Annotated in this window: 24 protein-coding genes and 3 tRNA genes; 17 read left to right on the forward strand and 10 right to left on the reverse strand. The window is 53.8% G+C overall.

Annotation, left to right across the window (positions count from 1 at the left end):
• Nucleotides 1-130 precede the first annotated feature (130 nt).
• The 3 genes from WLO31_RS10975 (at nt 131) to WLO31_RS10985 (ending at nt 4,014) form a co-directional block, all read left to right on the forward strand.
• Nucleotides 131-1,450, forward strand: a complete 1,320-nt coding sequence (locus WLO31_RS10975; RefSeq protein ID WP_435926641.1) for a PTS sugar transporter subunit IIC — start codon at nt 131-133, stop codon at nt 1,448-1,450.
• Nucleotides 1,451-1,498: 48 nt separating this feature from the next.
• Nucleotides 1,499-2,890: a glycoside hydrolase family 1 protein gene (locus tag WLO31_RS10980; protein WP_435926642.1), complete on the forward strand. Its 1,392-nt coding sequence runs from the start codon at nt 1,499-1,501 to the stop codon at nt 2,888-2,890.
• 200 nt (nt 2,891-3,090) lie between these two features.
• Nucleotides 3,091-4,014: a LacI family DNA-binding transcriptional regulator gene (locus WLO31_RS10985; RefSeq protein ID WP_435926643.1), complete on the forward strand. Its 924-nt coding sequence runs from the start codon at nt 3,091-3,093 to the stop codon at nt 4,012-4,014.
• A gap of 43 nt (nt 4,015-4,057) precedes the next feature.
• Here the strand turns inward: WLO31_RS10985 and WLO31_RS10990 are convergent, their stop codons facing one another.
• On the reverse strand, nt 4,058-4,699 hold the full coding sequence (locus tag WLO31_RS10990) for a riboflavin synthase subunit alpha (protein WP_435926644.1): 642 nt from the start codon (nt 4,697-4,699) through the stop codon (nt 4,058-4,060).
• Between the two features lie 248 nt (nt 4,700-4,947).
• Here WLO31_RS10990 and mdtK point away from each other — a divergent pair, with 248 nt between their 5' ends.
• The 4 genes from mdtK (at nt 4,948) to WLO31_RS11010 (ending at nt 7,453) form a co-directional block, all read left to right on the forward strand.
• A complete protein-coding gene (gene mdtK, locus WLO31_RS10995) occupies nt 4,948-6,321 on the forward strand; it encodes an MdtK family multidrug efflux MATE transporter (RefSeq protein ID WP_435926645.1) in 1,374 nt (457 codons plus the stop codon).
• 155 nt (nt 6,322-6,476) lie between these two features.
• A tRNA-Val gene (locus tag WLO31_RS11000) sits at nt 6,477-6,553 on the forward strand.
• An 18-nt stretch (nt 6,554-6,571) separates the two neighbouring features.
• Nucleotides 6,572-6,648 (forward strand) — tRNA-Val (locus tag WLO31_RS11005).
• Nucleotides 6,649-6,886: 238 nt separating this feature from the next.
• The gene (locus tag WLO31_RS11010) at nt 6,887-7,453 is read left to right on the forward strand and encodes a DJ-1/PfpI family protein (protein ID WP_435930586.1); all 567 of its coding nucleotides are present in this window, start codon (nt 6,887-6,889) and stop codon (nt 7,451-7,453) included.
• A 121-nt stretch (nt 7,454-7,574) separates the two neighbouring features.
• Here WLO31_RS11010 and WLO31_RS11015 read toward each other — a convergent pair whose 3' ends face one another.
• Both WLO31_RS11015 and WLO31_RS11020 read right to left on the reverse strand, forming a co-directional pair.
• A complete protein-coding gene (locus tag WLO31_RS11015; protein WP_435926646.1) occupies nt 7,575-8,522 on the reverse strand; it encodes a cytochrome d ubiquinol oxidase subunit II in 948 nt (315 codons plus the stop codon).
• Complete coding sequence (locus WLO31_RS11020) at nt 8,510-9,901, reverse strand: cytochrome ubiquinol oxidase subunit I (RefSeq protein ID WP_435926647.1); 1,392 nt, start codon at nt 9,899-9,901, stop codon at nt 8,510-8,512. The genes WLO31_RS11015 and WLO31_RS11020 overlap by 13 nt, the downstream gene beginning before the upstream one ends.
• 300 nt (nt 9,902-10,201) lie before the next feature.
• On the opposite strand from WLO31_RS11020, the gene WLO31_RS11025 reads away from it, so the two are divergent.
• Nucleotides 10,202-11,830 (forward strand): alpha-amylase family protein, encoded by a 1,629-nt coding sequence (locus WLO31_RS11025; protein ID WP_435926648.1) that lies wholly within the window; start codon nt 10,202-10,204, stop codon nt 11,828-11,830.
• 35 nt (nt 11,831-11,865) lie between these two features.
• Here the strand turns inward: WLO31_RS11025 and WLO31_RS11030 are convergent, their stop codons facing one another.
• Both WLO31_RS11030 and WLO31_RS11035 read right to left on the reverse strand, forming a co-directional pair.
• Nucleotides 11,866-12,855, reverse strand: coding sequence for an SDR family oxidoreductase (locus WLO31_RS11030; protein WP_435926650.1), 990 nt, complete (start codon nt 12,853-12,855; stop codon nt 11,866-11,868).
• A gap of 93 nt (nt 12,856-12,948) precedes the next feature.
• Nucleotides 12,949-13,050, reverse strand: coding sequence for a hypothetical protein (locus WLO31_RS11035; protein ID WP_435926651.1), 102 nt, complete (start codon nt 13,048-13,050; stop codon nt 12,949-12,951).
• 497 nt (nt 13,051-13,547) lie between these two features.
• Between WLO31_RS11035 and WLO31_RS11040 the strand changes: the two genes are divergently transcribed.
• The 9 genes from WLO31_RS11040 to WLO31_RS11080 all read left to right on the forward strand — a co-directional run bounded on the left by WLO31_RS11040 (nt 13,548) and on the right by WLO31_RS11080 (nt 20,497).
• Nucleotides 13,548-13,730: a general stress protein gene (locus WLO31_RS11040; protein WP_435926652.1), complete on the forward strand. Its 183-nt coding sequence runs from the start codon at nt 13,548-13,550 to the stop codon at nt 13,728-13,730.
• A gap of 103 nt (nt 13,731-13,833) precedes the next feature.
• On the forward strand, nt 13,834-14,334 hold the full coding sequence (locus tag WLO31_RS11045) for a ferritin-like domain-containing protein (RefSeq protein WP_435926653.1): 501 nt from the start codon (nt 13,834-13,836) through the stop codon (nt 14,332-14,334).
• Nucleotides 14,335-14,617: 283 nt separating this feature from the next.
• On the forward strand, nt 14,618-17,026 hold the full coding sequence (locus WLO31_RS11050) for a membrane-bound PQQ-dependent dehydrogenase, glucose/quinate/shikimate family (protein ID WP_435926654.1): 2,409 nt from the start codon (nt 14,618-14,620) through the stop codon (nt 17,024-17,026).
• Nucleotides 17,027-17,217: 191 nt separating this feature from the next.
• Nucleotides 17,218-17,553, forward strand: coding sequence for an anti-adapter protein IraP (gene iraP / locus WLO31_RS11055; protein WP_435930587.1), 336 nt, complete (start codon nt 17,218-17,220; stop codon nt 17,551-17,553).
• Nucleotides 17,554-17,649: 96 nt separating this feature from the next.
• On the forward strand, nt 17,650-17,898 hold the full coding sequence (locus tag WLO31_RS11060) for a CsbD family protein (RefSeq protein WP_435926655.1): 249 nt from the start codon (nt 17,650-17,652) through the stop codon (nt 17,896-17,898).
• Nucleotides 17,899-18,093: 195 nt separating this feature from the next.
• Nucleotides 18,094-18,170, forward strand: a tRNA-Val gene (locus WLO31_RS11065).
• Between the two features lie 166 nt (nt 18,171-18,336).
• The gene (ynhH, locus tag WLO31_RS11070; protein WP_435926656.1) at nt 18,337-18,543 is read left to right on the forward strand and encodes a protein YnhH; all 207 of its coding nucleotides are present in this window, start codon (nt 18,337-18,339) and stop codon (nt 18,541-18,543) included.
• The gene (gene pykF, locus WLO31_RS11075; protein ID WP_435926657.1) at nt 18,540-19,952 is read left to right on the forward strand and encodes a pyruvate kinase PykF; all 1,413 of its coding nucleotides are present in this window, start codon (nt 18,540-18,542) and stop codon (nt 19,950-19,952) included. The genes ynhH and pykF overlap by 4 nt, the downstream gene beginning before the upstream one ends.
• A 308-nt stretch (nt 19,953-20,260) precedes the next feature.
• Nucleotides 20,261-20,497 carry a major outer membrane lipoprotein gene (locus WLO31_RS11080; RefSeq protein ID WP_034455915.1) on the forward strand — a complete coding sequence of 79 codons (237 nt, stop codon included), beginning with the start codon at nt 20,261-20,263 and terminating at the stop codon, nt 20,495-20,497.
• 74 nt (nt 20,498-20,571) lie between these two features.
• On the opposite strand, the gene ldtE is transcribed toward WLO31_RS11080, so the two are convergent.
• The 5 genes from ldtE to sufC form a co-directional block, all read right to left on the reverse strand.
• Nucleotides 20,572-21,621 (reverse strand): L,D-transpeptidase LdtE, encoded by a 1,050-nt coding sequence (gene ldtE / locus WLO31_RS11085; RefSeq protein ID WP_435926658.1) that lies wholly within the window; start codon nt 21,619-21,621, stop codon nt 20,572-20,574.
• Between the two features lie 99 nt (nt 21,622-21,720).
• The gene (sufE, locus tag WLO31_RS11090; RefSeq protein WP_435926659.1) at nt 21,721-22,137 is read right to left on the reverse strand and encodes a cysteine desulfuration protein SufE; all 417 of its coding nucleotides are present in this window, start codon (nt 22,135-22,137) and stop codon (nt 21,721-21,723) included.
• 13 nt (nt 22,138-22,150) lie between these two features.
• Nucleotides 22,151-23,371 (reverse strand): cysteine desulfurase SufS, encoded by a 1,221-nt coding sequence (sufS, locus tag WLO31_RS11095; protein WP_435926660.1) that lies wholly within the window; start codon nt 23,369-23,371, stop codon nt 22,151-22,153.
• Nucleotides 23,368-24,648, reverse strand: a complete 1,281-nt coding sequence (gene sufD / locus WLO31_RS11100) for a Fe-S cluster assembly protein SufD (RefSeq protein WP_435926661.1) — start codon at nt 24,646-24,648, stop codon at nt 23,368-23,370. The genes sufS and sufD overlap by 4 nt, the downstream gene beginning before the upstream one ends.
• Nucleotides 24,623-25,369 (reverse strand): Fe-S cluster assembly ATPase SufC, encoded by a 747-nt coding sequence (sufC, locus tag WLO31_RS11105; protein ID WP_435926662.1) that lies wholly within the window; start codon nt 25,367-25,369, stop codon nt 24,623-24,625. Before sufC ends, sufD begins: the two co-directional genes overlap by 26 nt.
• Nucleotides 25,370-25,380: the final 11 nt, after the last annotated feature.

The raw sequence follows: 25,380 nt of genomic DNA on the forward strand, positions 1-25,380 counted from the left end.
TTCACGTTTCAGGCTGACTTACCGTCGCGATGTTGATCCCGCTAACAGTTATTCATTTTACCCATGGAAACCGGTTTCCATATTGTTTCACAATTAGCTTACTTTTCGGGACAACAGCAAGGATATCGCCATGAGCATGTACCAAAAAATGGTCAATGTGATTGAGCAAAAAGTAACGCCAATAGCGGGCACGATGGGTTCTCAGCGCCATGTTATCGCCATCCGTGACGGTTTTATCGCCGCCCTGCCGTTTATGATTATCGGCTCTTTCATGCTGGTTTTTATTTTTCCGCCGTTTTCACCTGACAGCAGCTGGGGCTTTGCCCGCGCGTGGCTCAGCTTTTCCCAGACCTGGCGTGAACAGCTGATGCTGCCGTTCAACCTCAGCATGGGCGTGATGACGTTTTTTATCTCAGTCGGCATTGGCGCAAGCCTCGGCAAGCATTATAAGCTGGATCCGATTATGACCGGGCTGCTGGCCTTTATGGCCTTTCTGCTGGTGGCCGCCCCTTATAAAGACGGGCAAATCTCCACGCAGTATTTCTCCGGCCAGGGCATCTTCACCGCGCTGATCACGGCTATTTACGCCAGCGAAATGTACGCGTTTCTGAAACGCCGCAACATCACCATCCGCTTGCCCAAAGAGGTACCAACCGGCGTTGCCCGCTCCTTTGAGATCCTCATCCCGGTGGTGGTCATTGTTTTAACGCTGCATCCGCTGAACCTGCTGATCGAGTCCGCCACTGGGATGATCCTGCCTGAAGCGATTATGCATCTGCTGGCGCCGCTGGTCTCCGCATCAGATTCGCTGCCGGCCATTCTCATCTCCGTCTTTATCTGTCAGATTTTGTGGTTCGCCGGTATTCACGGGGCGCTGATCGTGACCGGCATCATGAACCCGTTCTGGATGGCGAACCTTTCCGCCAACCAGACCGCGCTGGCCGCGGGCGCTGAGCTGCCGCATATCTATCTGCAGGGCTTCTGGGATCACTATTTGCTGATTGGCGGCGTGGGCTCCACTCTGCCGCTGGCCTTCCTGCTGCTGCGCAGCCGGGCCGTGCATTTACGCACCATCGGCAAAATGGGCGTGGTGCCGAGCTTCTTTAATATCAACGAGCCTATTCTCTTCGGCACGCCGATTATCATGAACCCGGTATTTTTCCTGCCGTTCACGCTTGTGCCCATGATTAACGCAACGCTTGCTTATATCGCCACCAGACTCGGCTGGATTGCGCAGGTCGTGTCGCTGACGCCGTGGACCACGCCTGCGCCTGTCGGCGCCTCCTGGGCGGCAAACTGGGCGCTAAGTCCCGTCATCATGTGCGTGATTTGTATGGTAATGTCGGCTGTGATGTATTACCCCTTCCTGAAGGCTTACGAGCGGACCTTGCTCAAACAGGACGAAGAGCGCAGCGCCCAGGAAAACGAAAACCCGGTTACCGTAAATTGAATATTTATTGCCTGCCCGCGTGGCAGGCACGTCAACCAAGGAAAAAGAATGAAATACGCATTCCCTGATAATTTCTGGTGGGGCAGCGCCAGTTCCGCGCCGCAAACCGAAGGCGAAACCCTGGCTTTTGGCAAATCAGCCACCGTCTGGGACAGATGGTTTGCAGAGCAGCCAACGCGTTTCCATCACGGCGTCGGCCCGCAGCAGACCTCCACCTTTTATCAGAACTGGAAGCAGGATATCGCGCTACTCAAGGAGCTGAATCACAACACCTTCCGCACCTCTATCTCCTGGGCGCGTTTAATGCCGCAGGGCCGCGGTGAAGTCAATCAGGAAGCGGTGCAGTTCTATAACCAGGTATTCGACGAGCTGCGCGCCCAGGGCATTACGCCATTTATCAACCTGTTCCATTTTGATATGCCGATGGTGATGCAGGAGCTTGGCGGTTGGGAAAGCCGTGACGTTGTCACCGCTTATGCGGAATATGCCCAAACCTGTTTCGAGCTCTTTGGCGACCGCGTAAAGCACTGGTTCACCTTCAACGAACCGGTAGTGCCGGTAGAGGGCGGCTATCTGTACGACTTCCACTATCCCAACGTGGTGGATTTCAGGCGTGCGGCAACCGTGGCTTATCACACTATGCTTGCGCACTCGCTGGCGGTGAAGGCTTATCATGAGCGTAACGATGGCGGTGAAATCGGGATTATCCTTAACCTCACCCCTTCCTACCCTCGTTCGCAAAACCCCGCGGACGTGAAAGCAGCCAATATTGCGGACCTGATGTTCAACCGCAGCTTCCTCGATCCGGCGTTGCGCGGCGAATACCCGCAAGAGCTGGTGGCGCTGCTGCAAGAGCACGGCCAGCTGCCGGCATGCCAGCCTGAAGATAAAGCCCTGCTCGCATCAGGCGTGGTGGATTTGCTCGGCATCAATTACTATCAACCGCGTCGTATCAAATGTCGCGACTCGCAGGTTAACCCGGACAGCCCGTTTATGCCGGAATGGTTCTTTGAAGCTTACGAAATGCCGGGTCGCAAAATGAACCCGTACCGCGGCTGGGAAATCTACGAACAGGGTATTTACGATATCCTCACCAACCTGCGCGAGAACTATAACAACCCACGGTGTTATATTTCTGAGAACGGTATGGGCGTGGAAAACGAACAGCGTTTCGATGAAAACGGGCAGATTCAGGACGACTACCGTATCGATTTTGTCAGCGACCATCTGAAATGGCTGCACAAAGGGATCGAGGAAGGCAGCAACTGCCTCGGCTACCATATGTGGACGTTTATCGATAACTGGTCGTGGTGCAACGCCTACAAAAACCGCTATGGTTTCGTTTCGCTGGATTTAGCCACGCAAAAACGTACCATCAAGAAAAGCGGCGAATGGTTCCGTGAGACGGCAGCAAAAAACGGTTTTGACGACCGGCGTTAAGAAAATCATGAGGCCATTACGGCCCCTTAAGAGCGATAACGGTCATCCGAAAAGCGTGGTTTTCAGGTGACCGGGGTAGACCAGAAGAGATAATTCTTTGTTTTTTAAGGCCCCGGCAAAGGAATTTTAACACCCGAGGGCTTTGTCAACAGAATCATGCGGGCCATTACGGCCCGCATTTGGTAGTGCAGGAAATCACCATGTCGAATATCAATGATGTTGCGCGACTTGCGCAGGTCTCTAAAGCCACCGTCTCCCGGGTGCTGAGCGGCAGTCGCGGCGTCAGGGAAGAAAGCCGCCTGGCCGTGCTGCGCGCCGCTGAAATCCTTAACTACAAGCCCAACGCCATCGCCCAGTCGCTCAGCAGCCAGTCGACCAACTGCATCGGGGTAATCTGCGCCACGGAGCACATTCAGCAGTCCACAGGTTACCTGCAGGCGCTGGAGAAACAGCTCAGCCGACACCGTAAGCATCTGCTGCTGCGCTTTGCCAACGATGATAAAAGCCTTATGCACGCCGTTACGGAGCTTTCCAACGGTATGTGCGACGCGCTTGTCGTCGTTGGCGCACGCTTCCCGCTGCCTGCGCTTCCCGAAGAGATTGTGCTGATTGACTGCCTGAACCCCTCAAACGCAAACAGCGTGCAGTGCGACCGCATCTTTGCTGCTGAAACCGCCGTACACTATCTGTGCTCGCAGCAGCGCCGGAACATCGCGCTGATTAATTTCCCGGGCGGTGAGGCAGCGACGCTGACTATGGAGGGCTACCGCCAGGCGTTACACAATTACCTGGTGCCGTTTAATCGTCAGCTGGTCGTTGAAAACGAGCCATCGCTGCGCATTGCGTTGCAGAAGCTGATTAACAGCGGCGTGAAGTTTACGGCCCTGCTGGTGACGGACGACAGCCAGGCGCAGGAGGCGGTGATGATGCTTAATCAGTACCAGCTATCGGTGCCGGAAAAAGTGATGGTGTTCAGTCTGGATGGCTCTACCCGCCTGCCCGGCGCCAGTACTATTCCAGCCATTGAGTACCCGCTGGAAAATATCGCCCGTCGCGCGGTGGAACTATTGTCAGGCGAGAGCCATAACAGCGATTTAGTGCGCGGCAGCCTGTTGATTGCCTGATTTTTTAGGGTGGATAAGCGCAGGCGCCTTCCACCCTTTCATCTTATTCCTTCGGCAATACCGCGGCCAGCGTCGCTTCCCGTTGCGCCAGCACGCGCTCAACGGTATCCACTATCGCCTGGGTTTGCGGGTCAATTTCGATATTGATGCGGCTGCCGAGCTTTTTGCTGCCAAGGGTGGTGCGCTGCAGCGTTTCCGGAATTAAATGCACGCAAAAACGGCTCGCCGTGACCTCTCCCACCGTCAGACTGATACCGTCGATGCCGATATAGCCTTTGTGCAGAATATATTTCATCAGGGATTTATCCCGGATTTTAAACCAGATCTGGCGGTTATTTTCCGAAGTAAGGATCTTTGCCACTTCGGCGGTGGTCATAATATGCCCCGACATTAAATGGCCGCCGATTTCGTCGTTAAATTTCGCGGCGCGTTCCACATTCACGCTGTCACCGACAATTAACTCCCCAAGATTGGTGATGCGCAGCGTCTCTTTCATCAGATCAAAGCTGACGCGATTTCCATCAATTTCCGTGACCGTAAGGCAGCAGCCGTTGTGGGCCACGGATGCGCCCGTCTCCAGGCCGGGCAGCATCGCCTCTGGCATCTCGATAACGTGGGTGCGGAAATTAGGTTTTTCATCAATGGAGACCAGGGTCGCGGTGCCCTGCACAATACCTGTAAACATCCTAAAACTCCTGACGATTTAATAAGTGGCAATAACATCCCCGCCGGGGCATGCCTGCATCCGTGTGCCGCACTTTAACAGTTGGAAAAAAAGCTTGCCAGTCATCATCACCGGCCCGCTATTATTTGGCTGGCGATTTAATTAACTCTCGCTACAATAGTCAGGCTTATTCCCCTGCAATTTCTTTTAGCTGCCATACATGGCGGCGTCTTTGTATCGCTTATAACTAATAATAATCAGGTGTACGTATGCAGAAGTACTTTATCGAGGCCCGCCAGCTGATGGCGCTGGCGGTACCCGTGATCCTGGCGCAGATAGCACAAACCGCCATGGGTTTTGTTGACACCGTAATGGCGGGCGGTTACAGCGCCACGGATATGGCGGCGGTGGCTATCGGCACCTCCATCTGGCTGCCAGCCATTTTGTTTGGTCACGGCCTGCTGCTGGCGCTGACGCCGGTGGTAGCGCAGTTGAACGGCTCAGGACGACGCGAGCGGATTGCCCACCAGATTCGCCAGGGTTACTGGCTTGCGGGGATGGTGTCGGTGCTGATCATGGTCGTCCTGTGGAACGCGGGTTATATCATCGGCTCCATGGATAACATCGACCCGCTGCTGGCCGAGAAAGCGGTGGGCTACCTGCGCGCGCTGCTGTGGGGCGCGCCGGGCTACCTGTTCTTCCAGGTTGCGCGTAACCAGTGTGAAGGGCTGGCGAAAACCAAGCCGGGCATGGTGATGGGCTTCATCGGCCTGCTGGTGAATATCCCGGTGAACTACATTTTTATCTACGGCCATTTCGGCATGCCGGAACTGGGCGGCGTAGGCTGCGGCGTGGCCACCGCTGCGGTGTTCTGGGTGATGTTCCTGTGCATGATCTCATACGTGCGCAAAGCGCGTTCAATGCGCGATATCCGCAGCCCTGCCGGTTTTAACGCGCCGGACTGGAGCGTGGTAACGCGGTTAATTCAGCTCGGCCTGCCGATCGCGCTGGCGCTCTTCTTTGAAGTGACGCTGTTTGCCGTCGTCGCCCTGCTCGTCTCGCCGCTGGGTATCGTTGATGTGGCCGGCCACCAGATTGCCCTGAACTTCAGCTCGCTGATGTTTGTCATCCCGCTCTCCGTGGCCGCAGCGGTTACTATCCGCGTTGGGTTCCGTCTGGGTCAAGGCTCCACGCTTGATGCGCAGATAGCCGCCCGCACCGGTATCCTGGTTGGCATTTGCATGGCGATGTGCACCGCTTTGTTTACCGTTCTGCTGCGCGAGCACATTGCTCTGCTCTATAACGATAACCCGGCGGTGGTCGCGCTTGCCGCGCACCTGATGTTGCTGGCCGCCGTCTATCAGATTTCCGACTCGGTGCAGGTTATCGGCAGCGGCGTGCTGCGTGGCTATAAAGACACTCGCTCCATTTTCTTTATCACCTTTATTGCCTATTGGGTGCTGGGATTGCCGAGCGGTTATGTGCTGGCGCTCACCGATCTGGTGGTTGACCGCATGGGGCCTGCCGGGTTCTGGATAGGCTTTATCATCGGCCTGACCTCTGCGGCCATCATGATGATGCTTCGCATGCGCTGGCTGCAACGGCAGCCCTCCATAACTATTTTGCAGCGCGCTGCGCGATAAACCATCAGTAGCCGCCTTCGCGGCGGCTACTTTTTCAACGTACTGCGCAGATGCTCAGCAATTGCGTGAAATCTTAGAGAAAATTGCGGTTTTCCGCTTGCAAGGCTCACGGGCTGCCGCTAATATTCGTCCCCGTTGTCGCCAGACAGCCCGATGCGTTCATAGCTCAGTTGGTTAGAGCACCACCTTGACATGGTGGGGGTCGTTGGTTCGAGTCCAATTGAACGCACCATTTTTCGCTTCACCCAGTGCGTCCGTAGCTCAGTTGGTTAGAGCACCACCTTGACATGGTGGGGGTCGGTGGTTCGAGTCCACTCGGACGCACCATTTCTTACTCCGCAGACATTTTCCAATGCCTGTAGCCCTTTGAAAAACCTTAATCTTACACACGGCTTCTTGCCGTTGCGCTACGCAGAATTCCGGCTTTGATTTACCTGGCCATAACCCCCGCAGTGAATAACTCTTTCCTTGTATTGTCCGATCTCACGGATAAGGTCCGCTGTTCGCATTCCCCCTGACGCTGGGCTATACCTTAGGCATATTCATTCACACAGGAAGGGTCATGATGGGCAAGAAAATTCTGATGCTGGTGGGCGACTATGCCGAAGATTACGAAACCATGGTGCCGTTTCAGGCGCTGCAGATGATTGGCCACCAGGTTGACGCCGTCTGTCCCGACAAGGTCAAGGGCGACTACATCATGACGGCCATCCATGATTTTGACGGCGCCCAGACCTACAGCGAGAAACCTGGACACCGCTTTATTCTCAACGCCGATTTCGCCTCGGCGAAAGAGCAGGATTATGACGCCCTGTTGATCCCCGGCGGCCGGGCGCCTGAATATCTGCGGCTAAATGACGAGGTAATCAAACTGGTGCAGGCGTTTGACGCCGCGCGTAAACCCATAGCCGCCGTTTGCCACGGCCCGCAAGTGCTGGCCGCCGCCGGAGTGCTGAAAGGCCGCACCTGTAGCGCCTATCCGGCCTGTGCACCGGAAGTGCGCCTCAGCGGCGGCCACTATGCCGACATCGCTATCGATCGGGCGCACGTTGATGGCAATCTCATTACCGCCCCTGCCTGGCCCGCGCATCCGCAGTGGCTGGCAAAATTTGCCGAAGTATTGCAGCAGTAGCTCGCTTTGCGATATCTGTTAAAACGAAAGCGTCGGGCCGTCCAGTAAACGGCCCTGTCGGATTACGATGAATACCAGCGCTTTTATAGCAGAACGTATTCAGGCGTCAGATAGCGCCGGCTTACAGTACCTTTCCGCGAAAAAGCCAGAAGGCCCAGGAGTGGTAGGCAAGCGTGAGAGGAATGACTACCGCGCTGCCGACCAGCATCACAAGCTGCGTCGTTTTTGATGAGGCCGTGGCGGTGAGGTTTATCAGGTGATTAGCCGACATCCAGTAAAATCCTGCCGCAAACAAAAGCACTATCGCTGTCATTAAGGCCAGCGTGACAATCAGCTGCAGCAAGCCTCGCCCGCGTAGAATCACGATTATCATCGCCAGCAACAGCAGAAAAATTACCAGCGACAGCGCTTTTCCCGCCGCGTATTGCCATGCCAGGCGCCAGGGCTGCGGTTCAAGAAGCATGACGGCAAGGCACAGCGCACAGCAAAGGATAAAAAAATAACCGCTAAGACGGCATGCCTGCTTTTCAACCGGCTCGCCCAGGCGCCAGCGTAGCCAGCCGCAGCCGAGCAGCAGATAAATCGACATCAGGCCCAGGCCACACAGAACGGGAAACATACCCGCCCCTTTTGCGACGTCATTTGACAGAAGCTGGCTCACCAGCGTGCCCGCACAGAAGCCCTGGCTGAACGCCGCCAGACAAGACGCCAGCGGCAAAACAAGGTCAAGAAATGCGCGAACGCGTTTGCTGGCTTTATCGCGATATTCAAGCGCCATCGCCCGCAAAATAAGCGCGAGCAGCAGCAGGAAAACGGGAAGATAAAGCAGGCTTAACGCCCCGGCATAAACGCCCGGAAATAACGCCAGCGTCCCGCCGGCCAGCAGGACCAGCCAGGTTTCATTCGCATCCCAGATGGGCAACATAGAGTGCGCCATACGTCGCCTCGGCTCTTCGCCCTTAATCCATAAGAAAAGCATGCCGACGCCCAAATCCGTGCCATCGAGCATCAGATACATCAGCAGGGAAAAGAGCAGCGTCGCGGCCGATAGGCTCGCTAATCCTTCCATAAAGATACTCCTCCAGGCCTGGTGACGATTTTTGTGCTCACCACCTCTTCTCCGGCTGGTAGCGGCGCGGCAACATAGCGCAGGAAGTGGCGCATGCCGTAGCTGAAGACGAAGCCATACACCGCCAGCACGCAGCAACAGGAGATAATCAGCCAGCTCAGCGGCAAGGCTGACACGTTTTTAGCGGTGCGTAACAGGCCATACACGATCCAGGGCTGCCTGCCCAGCTCGGTGACCACCCAGCCTGAAAGCATCGCGATAAAGCCTGCCGGCGAAAGAATAACCATCAGCCAGAGCAAGCGTCGGGATGCGTAAAGCCTGCCGCGAAGGTGCTGAATTACGGCCGCGAGCTGGGTAACAAACAGCAGCAGACCCAGCCCGACCATAATGCGAAAAGCAAAGAAGACGGGCAGCACAGGAGGACGTTCGGCGGCAGGGAATTCACTCAGGCTTTTTATATGCCCCGTCAGATTATGGCGCAGATAGAGCGAGCCGATATCGGGAATAGCCAGTTCAAAATGATTACGCTGGGCCTGCCTGTCAGGTATAGCGAAGAGGCGCAGCGGCTCCCCGTCCCCCGCCGCTGGCGGATGCCAGGTCGCTTCGATGGCCGCTATCTTTGCGGGCTGATACTGAAGCGTTTTTTCGCCATGCCGATCGCCCACCATAAATTGAACCGGCAGCGCCAGGACGGCAAACCATATTGCACAAACGAACATGCAGCGTGCGGCACGCTCGCCCGGGCGATGCAGAATGCGCCAGGCAGCGACCCCCGCAATCATCACCGCTACCGCGATATACGCAGCCAGCACCATATGAGCAAAACGTAAGGGAAACGACGGCGCCGAAATGAGCGCCTGCCAGCTAAGCGGGGAAAAGAGGCCGTTGTCGTCAAGATGATAGTTTATTGGCGTTTGCATCCATGAATTTGCCGCGAGGATCCAAAAAGCGCTGATAAGAGCGCCCAGCGCCACCAGGCAGGTCACGATAAAATGTACGCCGGGACGAATTTTACCCATGCCAAACAGCATGACGCCGGTTAATGCCGACTCCATAAAAAAGGCCACCAGCACTTCAAAAAAGAGCAGCGGCCCGATAAACCCGCCAACCTTTCTGGAAAATGGCGCCCAGTTGGTGCCGAACTGGAACTCCATCACCACGCCCGTCACGGCGCCAATCGCCACCGTAAGCGCGAAAATTTTTATCCAGAAATGTAGCGCTTCCCGCGCCGCATTTTGTTTCCCCCACAGCCAGCGAGCCTCAAACCAGACCAGAAAAGGCGCCAGCCCGAGCGTCAGGGCGGCAAGCGTGATGTGCATTCCCATCGTCAGCGCAAATTGTCCGCGCGAAAGCAGCAGGACCCATTCGGCATCAGTCATTACCAATCCCCATAACAGATAACCTTTACGATTCAACGCATAATGTCAGGCTATTGCCAGTAAACGTCACGCCAGCATCGGGCACAGAGGCCGCTGAACCTTAACGCTATACCGCGCTTTTTTTTACCTATGTTTGCTATTAAAAGTAGCTGAAGTCCGTGGTTAAGCGAGCAGGAAGAAAAAGTTACCGCTAAGATATTATGGTTATAAATCATCAGCGCACGCTGATTTGCTGACAGGGCTATAAAAACTGGCTCGCCATAATAAGAGCCTGAATGAGATGTTCACTAAGGGGCGTAGATGAAAAGCGACTGGTATAAAAACGCGATAATTTATCAAATTGATACGGCACTTTTTTTTGACGCTAACGGCGATGGCTGCGGCGATCTGCAGGGGGTAACGCAACGGCTCGATTACGTTCGCGGCATCGGCGCCACCTCCGTCTGGCTTAGCCCTTTTTATCTCACCCCTTTTCGCGACGGCGGATATGATGTCAGCGATCATCTGCGCGTTGATCCTCGCTTCGGCGATATTGCCGATATGGTTATGTTAATCGAGCGGGCCGAGGAGCTGGGGCTTCACGTTATTATCGAGCTGGTGCTTCAGCATACTTCGAGCGAACATTTCTGGTTCCAGCAGGCCCGGCGAGACAGAAACTCCCCCTACCGGGACTATTATATCTGGGCCGATAAGCCGCCGAAAAAAGACGACGCGCCTATGTTCCCGGGCGTTGAAAAAAGCGTATGGAGCTGGGATGAAGAAGCACAGCAGTATTATCGCCATATGTTTTATCATCACGAGCCGGATTTAAATCTCTCCTGTCCGCAGGTCATCAAAGAAATAGAACGTGTGATCGTTTTCTGGCTACGAATGGGCGTTTCAGGCTTTCGTTTTGATGCGGCTTCTCATATGGTCAAACAGGCGGGAGAAGGCAAGGAAGAGCACGGGTTTAGTTTGCTGACCCACCTGCGTGACTTTATCTCTCGTCGCCGCCCTGAAACCTTGCTATTAGGCGAAGTGGACGTGGATGCCGATCGGTACCGCCATTATTTCGGCGATAACAACCGTCTCTCGATGCTGCTTAGTTTTAACCTGAATAAAAAATTTTATGTTTCCCTCGCCCGCAAAAACGCCACCGCTTTATTGCAGGCCATTGAAGAACTGCCAGCCCCGCCTTTCAGAGCCTGTTTTGCTAACTGGCTGCGCAATCATGATGAGCTTGATCTGGACGGCCTGACGCAGGCTGAAAAGCGAGACGTTATGAAGAGTTTTGGCCCGGATAAAAATATGCATGTTTATCAACGAGGGCTGCGGCGCAGGCTCGCTCCTATGCTGAAGGGGAATATAAGACGCCTGGCAATGGCGCACGCGGTTCTCTTCTCTTTACCCGGCACGCCGGTATTGCGCTATGGCGATGAAATAGGGATGGGCGACGATCTGCAGCTTGAAGAACGTAACGCCGTCAGGACGCCGATGCAGTGGTCAGACTTAGCGGGCGCCGGCTTTTCGGAGGCTGAACCAGAAAAACTGGTTGCGCCGGTCATCGATACCGGGCCATACGGCTATCAAAAAGTTAACGTTAACGCCTCGCTAATAAAAGACGATTCTTTATTGCATCGCGTGAGTAAAATAGCCAGGGCGCGGCTGGGACTTAACGCCATTGGCTCAGGAATTTATCAGGTTATTAAAACCCCAGATCCGGCAATTTTTGCCGTGAGATATGACTACGGTAATAAAGGCCTGCTGCTGCTGGCCAATTTTTGCAGCAGAAAAGTAACGGCGGAAATAAGCGAGTCGGATATAGCCGGGCTAACGGAATGCCTGGCCGATAAAGAATATAAGGAGTCCGGCTCCTTAACGCCGCCCTTCTCTCTTACGATGAATGGCTACGGCTACCGCTGGTTTTCCGTCATTAAAAAACGCGGCTAACACAGCTATCCGCAGCCTGCTGGCTTGCCTGAGGCTTAATTTTTTTTACGCCCGAGCTGATATTTTTTTAGCCAGATTAGCGCACCTAAACCCGCCACGGCGAAAGCGATTCTCACCGGCGTGGCCGAATTAAGGCTAATCACGCTCTCTTTTGCCTCTTCGCTGAAGCGCCCCCGGCTCTGATGAAGGCCTGCAACGGGCGTAAAAAGATTGTCCTGAGGCGCGGGAGATGCGGAACGTTCCATTTGCCCGCACCAGGCTTTTTTGGCCAGCATTCTGTCGAGCCAGTGCGGGAAAACATAATTCCCCAGAATCGACTGCACGGTGGCTTTCCCGACCCACATTTCCCGCGGCGCACTGCAGGCCGCGTGAAAAATGGCTTTTGCTATCGCCTCCGGCTGATAAACAGGCGCTACCGGGCGCGCGGGATGGCCCAGCTTGTTGCGGGCCCAGCTAAACTGCGGGGTATTGGTTCCGGGAAGGTGCACCATGGTCAGACGTATCGCGCTGCGCTGATGGATAAGCTCGCAACGTAAGGCGTCCGTAAAGCCCCGGATAGCCGCTTTCGCGCCGCAATAGGCGGACTGTAAAGGAATGGAGCGGTACGCCAGGGCGGAGCCTATCTGCACTATGGTGCCCGCATTGCGCGGTTGCATTATACGCAGCGCTTCTCTGGTGCCGTTAACGGCCCCGAGATAAGTCACATCCGTAACGCGTTTATATTCGCCAGCGTGGATATCATCGAAGGGTGACATGATGGTACACATGGCTGAGTTGATCCAGACGCTAACCGGGCCCAGTTCAGCTTCTATGCTGTCCGCGGCTCGCGCCATTTGTACTGCATCAGCTACGTCGGTACTAAAAGCGGCGGCGCGAATCCCCTCTGCCTGCAATTCAGCCAACGTTTCTCTGAGCCCCTCTTCACCGCGGGCGATCACCGCAATGTCGTAACCCTCTTTTGCAAAACGCACGGCGGTGGCTCTGCCAATGCCGGCAGTTCCCCCCGTAATCACAACTACAGCCATAACTTCCTCCTGTTGTAAATTGACGGCCGATGAGAACCTGCCTTTTAAAAACCATCAAAAAGCAAAAAGGCCGCGTTTGCGGCCTTTAAACTGTTACTTCCGATCGGGTTTCGGTTGTTTATCCCCGGACTCTGGCGCTTCGCTCGGATCGTCTTTTTCAATAAAGTGCATAATCTTCTCCAGTCGGGTTTTCATTTAGCCAGCTTAAAAATGCATACAAAGCCACTTTCTGGTCTGGCCTCAAAGGCCGGGAAATCAACGGCATAATAACGAAGATTCCCCTAGCGGCCCCGGTTTCGTTTACTGTGTTTTCTCTACAACTTTTAAATAATTATATTCGATTTTTAACCAGTCGCGTGGACGGTAAAGTGCCCCGCCGTTTTTCAACAACAGACAAACGGTATTTTTGAATAAAAATGGCATAAATACACCGTTAACATTTCCTTTTGAATGTCTATACCACACCATAATTATCTCCTGATTTTTAAGGCGCAACAAAAAGTAAATATAATGAGTTAGCGGGTGAAGACAAATAAATTTAACGCTTTAAGATTATTCTTAGTGAAGCATTTTATACCGCAGCATACCTCCTTTTTTACTTGCAATAGATAAGCCCTCTACTACAATTTTTAGTTACGCGGCAATGATGTCTCGTAACGTATTACCATTCATCCCTAAGTGAGGAGTAATTTATGACTCAACATCGAGGCGGTTCAGGTAATTTTGCTGAAGATCGAGATAAAGCATCTGAAGCCGGTAAGAAAGGCGGCCAGCAGAGCGGCGGGAATTTTAAAAACGATCCCCAGCGCGCCTCAGAAGCGGGCCGCAAAGGTGGTGAAAACAGCCACGGGGGCGGACGTAAATCCGAGTCGTAACCCGACCGGAGCAGGCTGAAACCTCATGAGTATGGGTGGATTTGCACCAACAAATCTGCTCATGCTCCCTGTTATAAAATAAAGAGCGAATTCTGGAGCGATCATGCAGATCAAAACCATTGAAGACCTTTTTGTTCACCTTTTATCAGATACATACAGTGCTGAAAAGCAATTAACGCGGGCTCTCCCCAAGCTTGCCCGTGCCAGCGAAAATCCTAAGCTCAGCGAAGCCTTCACCAGCCACCTGGAAGAGACCCGGGGCCACGTGGAGCGCATCGATCAGGTTGTAGAGAGTATCCCTGAGTTCCGTTTGAAACGCATGAAATGCGTGGCGATGGAAGGGTTAATTGAAGAAGGCCAGGAGGTGATCGACAGCGTTGATAAAGGTGCTGTGCGTGACGCAGGTTTGATTGCCGCGGCACAAAAAGTTGAGCACTATGAAATCGCTGCTTACGGCACCTTGTGTACCCTGGCGGAAATGCTGGGCTATGCGGACGCTAAAACGCTGCTTGGGCAAACCCTCGAAGAGGAAAAATCAGCCGATAATAAATTAACTACCCTCGCCGAATCCGGTATTAATCAAAACGCGAAGCAAAAGAAATAGCATCGAGCCCGGCCCTGCCGGGCTTATGTTTCCTTCACATCGTGCCCGCACTATTTTTTTATTATTAAAACCCTGCCTGTATCGACATCCCTTTAAAAAAGCCTGTTAAAAAATTAGCTGAAAATATATTTTGTAAAATTTAGCGACAAAGTTTTTCATGACTTTGCGCTTTGATTCGAAAGGAATTTTATAAATCTAAACTTGCCGTCTCTTTTTCCCGGCCCTGGCTGCCGATTTTCTTTATATGCTTTATTATTCTTTTCTTAACCAGCAAAGTGACATAATGAAAAAATCCTGGTTTTCGTTAGTTTCGTTAACGGGCGCAGTTATTGGCCTGCTTGGGGCGATCTATCTTGCGTTAGGGGGCTGGCTGGCCGCGCTGGGCGGTACGCCGTGGTACATACTTTTCGGCATCGGTTTTTTATTAAGCGGCATCTTGCTTGTACGTTACCGACGCGCGGGTCTTGAGCTTTATCTGCTTACTTTTATCGCCTGCGCCGTCTGGGCGATAAGCGAGGTTGGGCTTGATGGCTGGCAGCTTATGCCGCGTTTATTTGGCCTTGCCCTGCTTGGCATCTGGATAAGTATGCCCTGGATTACGCGGCCCCTCAGGTTGCACAGAAAACCTCTGCTCACTGGTTGGCTGACGGGTGGTTTCTATCTCGCAGCTATTGCGGGCATTCTCTATTCAGGCTGGCAGACTACCGATTCCCGTTTTGTACAGCATCAGCCGCTCCCGGCGGCAAAAGCTGACGCCATGCCCGCGCAGGAAACAGAAGCTGGCGACTGGCATTTTTATGGCCGCACGGCAGCCGGGCTGCGTTTTTCGCCGCTGGAGCAGCTGACGCCAGGCAATGTCAGCCAGCTCCAGCCGGCCTGGGAATACCACACGGGAGATACCCAGCGTGAAGGAGAAGACAAGGCGGGACGGGAATTTAATTTCGAAGTAACGCCTGTCAAAGTTGGTAACCTGCTTTATATTTGCACGCCGCACCGCCAGGTGATTGCGCTTGACGCCACGACCGGCAAGCAGCGCTGGCGGTTTGATCCTCATCCGGATACGTCCGCTAATGAATACCTTGCCTGTCGCGGCGTGGCGTACGGTAAGACGCCTGTGGATAAAAGCTGCCCGGAAAAAATAATTACGACCACCAGCAATGCGCAGATGGTCGCGCTTAATGCGCAAACGGGTAAGCCCTGCGCCTCATTCGGCGAGCAAGGTTTTGTCAGCCTGACCGACCATATGGGAAAAGTGCCGCCAGGCTTTCATTTCATCACCTCGCAACCTCTGGTAATGGACAATAAAATTGTTCTCGGCGGCTGGATATACGATAACCAGGCAACCGGCGAGCCTTCCGGCGTGGTGCGGGCCTATGACGTCGGCACGGGCAAGCTCGCCTGGAGTTGGGATATGGGCCGAAATCCACAGAACGCGCCGCTAAAACCCGGAGAAGAATATACGCGTGGAACGCCAAACGGCTGGGGAACCTATACTGCTGACCCCGACTTAGGCCTGGTTTACATTCCGCTGGGTAATGCCACACCGGATTATTACGGCGCCAAAAGGCGTCCCTTTGATGATAAATACTCCAGCGCGCTGGTGGCGCTGGATATCCATACCGGCGCTGAACGCTGGCATTTTCAGACCGTCCACCATGATGTCTGGGACTATGACCTTCCCATCGGCCCGACGCTTGTAAATCTGCCTGACGGGCAAGGCAATTCCGTGCCGGCATTGATTCAGACGACCAAAATGGGTCAGCTTTTTATGCTGGATCGCCGCACGGGCAAACCTCTTGCGCAGGTTGACGAGAAGCCCGTTCCGGTATCCCCTGCTCTGCCCGGCGAACATCTTTCCCCAACCCAGCCGGATTCGGTGGGGATGCCGAACCTGGCTCCGCCGGATCTTAAAGAGACGGATATGTGGGGCGCCACGCCCATCGATCAGCTCTGGTGTCGGATTCAGTTCCACCGCTTCCGCTACCAGGGCAGATTTACGCCGCCCGCTGAAGGCACGTCGATTGCCTATCCGGCGTTTGATGGCGTGATGGACTGGTACGGCGCTTCTGTCGATCCGCTCCGCCATGTGCTCATTGCCAATACCAGCTATATTCCCTTCACCATGCAGATCCTTAAGTCCGGTGAAGCGATTAAGCAGGGTTTAATGAAGAGGTGGGCGGGATGGGGAAGCAAAGAGGCGTATCCAAAGCCAAAAGAGTTTGCCGTCGGGCCGCAGTATGGCACGCCATGGGCGGCGGTAGTGAAACCCTGGTTGACGGCTTTAGGCGCACCATGCAGCGCGCCGCCCTGGGGCAAACTGGTTGCGATAGACCTGACAACACGCAAAATTGCCTGGGAACGCCCGGCAGGCACGACGCGGGATATGAATATCTTCGGAACGCACACCAACGCGCCTTTGCCTACCGGCATTTTTATGATCGGGGGTAATATCGTAACGCGCAGCGGCTTGATTTTTATGGGCGCTACTGCCGATAACTACCTGCGTGTCTTTAATGAAATGAACGGCAAGGAACTCTGGCGGGCGCGTTTGCCGGCTGGCGGACAGGCAACGCCGATGACCTATATGGGAAGTGACGGCAGGCAGTTTGTGGTGATTGCTGCAGGCGGGCACGGCGGCCTGGGCACTACGTCAGGCGACGCCCTGGTCGCCTATGCTCTGCCCCGGCAATAGCCGCCGGTGAACTCTCATCCTGTAACGGGCTTTATGTTACCGCTACAGGATGCAGAGCGGCAGGTTAAAACAGCGCCATGCGCGGAAGCAGGTTTTAACCGGGGGGATATTAGTGAAATGTGCGACTTCGCCTGAATATAAAAGGGGCTGATTTGGGTACAGTAACAGCTGGATTTCAAGCGAGGTTAAGTATGAAAAATATCATCATCAGTATGATAGCCAAGATTTCGAAGATGGATGCAGAATCAAAATTATTGACCGCCCGGGTGGAGGCGCAGTCGCTGCTGCTGAGCGCCACGCTGCTTGCCGTGGGTAAAGACGGCGGCCTGGAGCCGATTGTCGAAAGCGTTAAAAAAGCGATTAACACGGCGCTTGAAGCTTCAGATAATCTTTTAAAAAGCGATACGGAGCTTCTGCTGGCCCAGTTTAACGACCTGCTTTTATTGACGCAGCGCCTGGCAAAAGCTGAAACAGAAATCGATGTTAACGCACTGCAAGGATTGCCGACAGGGTCAAATTCCAAATAGGCCGCAGGGAAAACAGACGGCGGCCGCGGCAGGTTTTTAACCAGACTGCGCATCTTGTCTATACTTATGGTTACATTCGTGTCAAAGGAGTCTGAAATGTTTGAGAAAGCTGAAGATAAGGTCAATGAAGCGGCGGGCAAGACGCAGGAAGTATTCGGTCGCGCCACTAACAGCCCGGGCGATACGGTAAAAGGCATGGCGCAAAAATATGCTTCGCAGGCGAGCAACGCTACCCGCGATGCAACGGACACGCTAAGAGATCAGGTTACGTCGAACCCCATCGGCGGTCTGGCGATAGCCGGCGCCGTCGGGATCGTTATTGGCTATCTTCTCGGCCGCAAATAACGCCCAGCCAGCCTATGCTGTCAGGCGTTTTTTCTGACAGCAGCCCCAGCGCCCTGGCCTGTATAGCTTGCAGGCCAGGGCGCTGCGCGTATCCCTGATTGACACCAGCAGCGTTAGCCTGTAAATTACCCGCATAATAAACAATTAAAATAGTTTATTATCAAAGGGTTAATTTTATAAACCCATCTTTCCGATGCGTTCATAGCTCAGTTGGTTAGAGCACCACCTTGACATGGTGGGGGTCGTTGGTTCGAGTCCAATTGAACGCACCATTTTTTACCCTTTTCTTTTCGTTACTCCTTCTAACATTCTGCTGACGCGCCGATAACAGTCGCTGTAAATCTGTACACTCCACTAGCTGAAACGCCGTTTTTAATTCCTTTCCCGGCAACTTGCCCTTATAATACGCGCGTTCCTAACTTGAATGGTTTCAGCGCATTGGATTCCCTTTATAACAGACAATTATGCCCTTTTCCCCGGCTGGCTGAACCGCAAGCATACTTTCCTCTGCACGCTTTATCTCTGTCACCTATCCTTACCAGGTGCCACCTTTACACTACCAGCTTTAATTTCCGCTCCGGCGGCTGTGTCAGCCGGAACCGAGTTTTAACGATCCTCCTCAACTTACAGATAAGACTGTCATGAAAAAGACTAAAATTGTTTGCACCATCGGTCCAAAAACCGAATCCGAAGAGATGCTGACCAAAATGCTCGACGCGGGCATGAACGTTATGCGTCTGAACTTTTCTCATGGTGATTACGAAGAGCATGGCCAGCGCATCAAAAATCTGCGCAACGTGGTCAGCAAAACCGGCAAGAAGGCTGCCATTTTGCTGGACACCAAAGGCCCTGAAATCCGTACCATCAAACTGGAAGGCGGCAACGACGTCTCTCTGAAAGCAGGCCAGACTTTCACCTTCACCACCGACAAAACGGTCGTGGGCAACAGCGATATCGTTGCTGTAACCTATGAAGGTTTTACCAGCGATCTGAGCGTGGGCAACACCGTACTGGTTGACGATGGTCTGATCGGCATGGAAGTTACCGCTATCGAAGGCAAGAACGTTGTATGTAAGGTGCTGAACAACGGCGATCTCGGCGAGAACAAAGGCGTTAACCTGCCGGGCGTTTCCATCGCTTTGCCTGCGCTTGCTGAGAAAGACAAACAGGATCTGATCTTTGGCTGCGAGCAAGGCGTTGACTTCGTTGCTGCATCCTTCATCCGTAAGCGTTCAGACGTGGTTGAGATCCGTGAGCACTTAAAAGCTCACGGCGGCGAGAAAATCCAGATTATCTCCAAAATCGAAAACCAGGAAGGCCTGAACAACTTCGACGAAATCCTCGAAGCGTCCGACGGCATCATGGTGGCTCGCGGCGACCTGGGCGTGGAAATCCCTGTTGAAGAAGTTATCTTCGCTCAGAAAATGATGATTGAGAAGTGCGTTCGCGCTCGCAAAGTGGTTATCACCGCGACGCAGATGCTCGACTCCATGATCAAAAACCCGCGCCCTACCCGCGCTGAAGCAGGCGACGTGGCTAACGCCATTATCGACGGCACCGATGCTGTTATGCTCTCCGGCGAATCCGCTAAGGGTAAATACCCGCTGGAAGCCGTGACCATCATGGCAACCATCTGTGAACGTACAGACCGCGTAATGACCAGCCGTCTGGATAACAACCACGACAGCCGCAAGCTGCGCATCACCGAGGCGGTTTGCCGCGGTGCGGTAGAAACTGCCGAGAAACTGGAAGCGCCGCTGATTGTGGTAGCGACCCAGGGCGGTAAATCTGCTAAAGCCGTGCGTAAATACTTCCCGAACGCGACTATTCTGGCGCTGACCACTAACGAAATCACCGCGCGTCAGCTCGTGCTGAGCAAAGGCGTGGTTCCGCAGCTGGTGAAAGAAATTGCCTCTACTGACGATTTCTACCGTCTGGGTAAAGATGTAGCTCTGGAAAGCGGTCTGGCTCGCAAAGGCGACATCGTGGTGATGGTTTCCGGCGCCCTGGTTCCAAGCGGCACAACCAATACCGCATCCGTTCACGTTCTGTAATTTTTATATTGCGAACGAATATTTTGTTAAAAAGCGCCTGCGGGCGCTTTTTTTATTGCTTCAATAGACCGTATTAATAAAAAAGCAAATCGGCTGAAACTATTTAAGCGAAACTTTATTAAGATGAATCCGATGAAAGCGCCCTGTTTTCTCAGTTTTTTTTAACTTCTTGCCCCGGTTCGGTGTTTCTTTGAGCGAACGATCAAATTTAAGCGCATTCCCATCAAAAATTTATTCTCAACTCAAAAAACTTTGTGTAATACTTGTAGCGCTACATGGAGATTAACTCAATCTAGAGGGTATTAATAATGAATCGTACTAAACTGGTACTGGGCGCGGTAATCCTGGCTTCTACTATGCTGGCAGGTTGTTCTTCTAACGCTAAAATCGATCAACTGTCTTCTGACGTTCAGACTCTGAACGCTAAAGTTGATCAGCTGAGCAACGATGTGAACGCAATGCGTTCTGACGTTCAGGCTGCTAAAGATGACGCAGCTCGCGCTAACCAGCGTCTGGACAACCAGGCTCACTCTTACCGTAAGTAAGAGTAACTGGAATAAAATGGCGCACATTGTGCGCCATTTTTTTTACCTAAAGTAAATACGTCCTGAATCCTTCTCTAACGCATCACCACGCTATTTTGTCCGCTAACCAGTGTTCCGGTCGCCTCAGAGACTTGCGCAGCTCCTGGTGCCGCGCTGACGCTCTGCAGAGGGGCATTATTTACCGGCTGCAAAGGTACGCCCTGTGACGGGTTAATAAGGACCGGATATCCCGCACGTCGTGTGAGGGCGCGGTCAACCTGCGAGGTATCACTTAAGGGATCGTCAATAAACGAACCAAACGACGCGGAAATCGCAATCGGCACGGTTTGCGGGTTTTCCCAGTCGTTACGCGACAACGGCTGATGCACTTCCACGTAACGTTTTCCATCCGGTTCAACGGTATACTTCACTGGCTCATTGATAATTTCAACTCGGGTTCCCCAGGCAGCCTGGCTGAACAACGCTTTAATATCCGCCGCCCGCATTCTCATACAACCGGAACTGACGCGCAGCCCGATACTGCTACTCACATTCGTGCCGTGAATTAAATACTCGCCGCCCCCTTTCTCCAGACGCAGCGCGAAACGTCCCAGCGGGTTATTTGGTCCGGCCGGTATAACGGCTGGCAAATTAATACCCTGAGCTGCGGAACGGGCACGAATATTTGCGGTTGGCGTCCAGGTTGGGTTGGGGATTTTCTGACTGATACGCGTCACCATCACGGGCGTTTCACGCCCGAGTTGTCCGATGCCTAACGGATAGACCTCCACACGATTTTGCCCCGGCGGATAGTAATAGAGCCGCAGCTCGGCCAGATTGATAACAATTCCTTCGTGCACCGTATCGGGCAGGATCATTTGTGAAGGAATAATTAGTTCGCTGCCCGGTTTTGGTAAAAAAGGATCGACGGTATTGTTCGCCTCCAGCAGTAAAAGCACGCCGGTATTGTATTTAGCGGCTACCGCCTGGAGGTTTTTACCGTCATTCGGGACAATATACGTTTTATTTTCGCCAATTATCCGGCTGCCCGGCGGCGGTAATAAATAGTCAACTGCCCACGCCGGCTGGCTTGCAGCCAGAGCACCGATAAAAAGAAGAGTTATTTTATTGAACGCGCATTTCATATTGTATTCCTGTATTCACCGACTAACGCCGGAATGCCAGAAGCCCGGCGAGGTAATAAAATTACCTCGCGTTAACAGGATGAAAGCTGTTCTTTTAGTTTAGCTAAGATTGGCGGCTTTGGTGCGGATAGCGCGGATCATTGCTTCAAGCCCCTGCGAGCGGGAAGGCGTAAGGTGCTGAGCCAGAGCGAGTTTCTCAAACCAGGGACGGACATCAAAGGCGACAATATCCTGCGCGGTCATCTGCTGGTAGAGGATAAAGACCACCGCGATAAGCCCTTTTACAATTGCGGCATCGCTGTCGCCGGCAAGCGTAATCACGCCGTCCGGCTGCTGGTGCATCACAATCCACACCTTGCTCTGACAGCCCTGGATAGTATTTTCCGGCTTATGCTCCGTCTCTGGCAGCGCAGGCAGCCGCCCGCCAAGCTCGATAATATAGAGATATTTCTCTTCCCAGTCGGCGCAGCGGCTGAAGTTTTTCAGCAATTTTTCTTTATCTGGCAGCGTGGCCATAACGTTCTCCCTGTTAGCCCAAAAGTCGATGGATGCGCTGCAAACCTGCCGCCAGGCGATCCACCTCTTCTTCGGTATTGTACATGGCAAAAGAGGCGCGACACATTGCCGGAACCTTGTAGAACGCCATCAGCGGCATTGCGCAGTGGTGGCCTGTCCGCACGGCAATCCCGTAATTATCAAGAAAGCTTCCCACATCGTAAGCGTGATGTTTGCCAAGGTTAAACGCAATCACGCCCAGCCGATCTGCCGGGCCATATACTGTCAGGTCAGGAACGGCCTGCAGCGCCTGCTGAGCGTAGCGCATAAGCGAATGCTCATACTCGCTCACCTCGGCAAGGTTGAGGTTCTCAACGTAACGTAACGCGGCGCCCAGCCCGACGATACCGGCAGTGTTAGGCGTACCTGCTTCGAAACGCCACGGGGCTGCCGCATAGGTCGTTCCCTCCGTCAGACTCACGGTGGCAATCATGGACCCGCCCCCTTCCCAGGGCGGCATGCTCTGCAAAATATCCTCGCGGGCGTAAAGCACGCCGATGCCCGTAGGCCCGTAGATCTTATGCCCGGAGAATAGATAGAAATCACAGTCCAGCGCCTGGACATCAATAGCGTGATGCATGATCGCCTGCGCGCCATCCACCAGCACTTTTACGCCCGCCCGATGGGCTGTGGCGATCATCTCCTGAACCGGGTTTTCCGTGCCAAGCACGTTCGAAACATGGGTTATCGCCAACAGTTTTGTACGCTCGTCGATAAGCGTCGGAAAGACCTCAAGCTGCAGCGTGCCATCTTCATTTAACGGAATAACCCGCAGCGTGGCGCCGGTATGTTCGCAAAGGATTTGCCAGGGCACGATGTTCGCGTGGTGCTCCATCGCGGAGATAATAATATTATCTCCGGCCTGAATACTGGCGCGTCCCCAGCTGTTGGCGACCAGGTTAATGCCTTCTGTCGTGCCGCGAACAAAGACAATTTCTTCTGGCGTACGCGCATTGATAAAGCGAGCAACCTGGTTGCGCACATTCTCCATAAGCTGGGTGGCTTCGGCGCTAAGCGTATGAATACCGCGATGCACCGCCGCGTAGCCGTGGCTGTAGAAATCCAGCTCGGCGTCGATCACCATCTGCGGTTTTTGCGCGCTGGCGGCGCTGTCGAGATAGACCAGCGGCTGCCCGTTGACTTCCCGGCTTAAAATCGGAAAATCCGCCCGCACCTGTTCTATGGAAAAACTCATGCTTCGCCCCCTGCAAAGCGCTGGCCGATCCTCGCCAGCACCTGCTGTTTTAACGCCTCATCGCTGATGCTTTCCGTAAGCTCCGCGGCAAAGGCGTAGATAATCATCTGCTGCGCCGCCTGCTCGTTAATACCGCGTGAACGCAGATAGAACATCTGCTCATCGTCGATACGGCCAATGGTTGCGCCGTGGCTGCACTTCACGTCGTCGGCATAGATTTCAAGCTGTGGCTTGGTATCCACTTCCGCCAGCCGCCCCAGCAACAGGTTGTTATTGGTCATCTGTCCGTCGGTTTTAATCGCATGCTGCGCTACCTTTATCATGCCGTTAAACACCGCGCGGCCTTTATCCCGCACGATGGTTTTATGCAGCTGACGGCTGTTACAGTAGCCTTTGTTGTGCTCAAGCCAGGTTCGGGTATCGCAGACCTCGTTGTTGACCGGCAGCGCGAGACTGTTCATGCGCAACGTGGTATTTTCGCCGTTGAGCTGCGTGCTGGTGTTATGGCGCAACACCGCCGCGCCGAGCAGGAAGCTGTTACTCTCAACCGCTGCGTCCTGGCCTAAGAGCAAATCGTTATGGGCGAAGTGGTAGCTCAGGGCGTTTTCAAAGGCCAGCTTGTAATGATGCAGCTGGCTGTTCGCCGCCACATCCGCAGTGAAACGAGCGCCCGTGAAATGCGCCTGCTCATCGAAGCTGACGTAATGCTCAATCACCGTTGCCCGGGCGCCTTCGTCAAGCGTCAGATGATGACGATAATGCGCGGTATTCATTTCATCCCGCCCGCTGCCGCGGCTTATGTGCAACAGCAGCAGAGGCTTAGCCGGGCTGTGGTTACGCGCCACGTGAAGATGCGTAACCGTTTCAGCCAGACTCTCGGTCAGATGCAGGAAAACCTCACCCTGTACCGCAGCAGGCAATGTCTGGCGTTGATCATCCACCGCTACCTCAAAACCGCTGTTGGTAAGATCGTCGCTCAATTCGGCGTTAAATCTGCCATCGACAAACACTAAACGCCAGGCCTCAACGGGCAGCGCTAACGCATCACGCTGGGCGCTGGTCAGCGCTTGCGGCGCAGGCACCGCAAACTGCTGGTTCAGCAGCCCTTCCAGCGGCGTATATTTCCAGTTTTCATGCTTGCGCGTCGGCAGGCCCAGACGCAGCATCTGCTGCATATGCTCCTGCGCCTCTTTTGTGCGTGTGCTGCCCTGCGCCTCGAACAGGTGATGCCACTGCTGCAGGGCGCTGCCGTTACTGCTGTTCGGTAAGCCAGCCATAACCCTGCTCCTCCAGTTGTTTCACCAGGCTAAAGTCACCCGATTTCACGATCCTGCCCTGATATAACACATGTACAAAATCAGGCTTGATATAGTCGAGAATACGCTGATAGTGCGTGACGATAATAAACGAGCGATTGCCGTCGCGCAGGGCGTTAACCCCTTCGGCCACGATCTTCAGGGCGTCGATGTCCAGACCGGAGTCCGTTTCATCAAGAATGCACAGCTCCGGTTCCAGCACCGCCATTTGCAGAATATCGTTACGCTTTTTCTCGCCGCCGGAGAAGCCGACGTTTACCGAGCGGGTCAACAAATCTTCCGGCATCTTCAGCAGCCTGATTTTCTCTTCCATCAAATCCTGAAAATCAAAGCGGTCAAGCTCTTCCAGACCACGATATTCGCGCGTCGCATTGAGGGCGGTTTGCAGGAAAAACTGGTTGCTGACGCCGGGAATTTCCACCGGATACTGGAACGCCATAAAGATACCTTCGCCGGCGCGCTCTTCCGGCGATAACTCCAGCAGATCCTTGCCCTTAAAATGCACCTCACCGCCGGTGACCTCATAATCGTCACGCCCGGCAAGCGTGGCGGAAAGCGTGCTTTTACCGGAGCCGTTCGGGCCCATGATGGCATGCACCTCTCCCGGTTTTACTTCCAGGCTTAGGCCACGCAGGATCTCTTTATCCTCAACGCTTACCTTTAAATCTTTAATACTTAACATAGTTTTCCCTT

The organism is Dryocola sharpae (assembly GCF_051307055.1).
Lineage (GTDB): Bacteria > Pseudomonadota > Gammaproteobacteria > Enterobacterales > Enterobacteriaceae > Dryocola.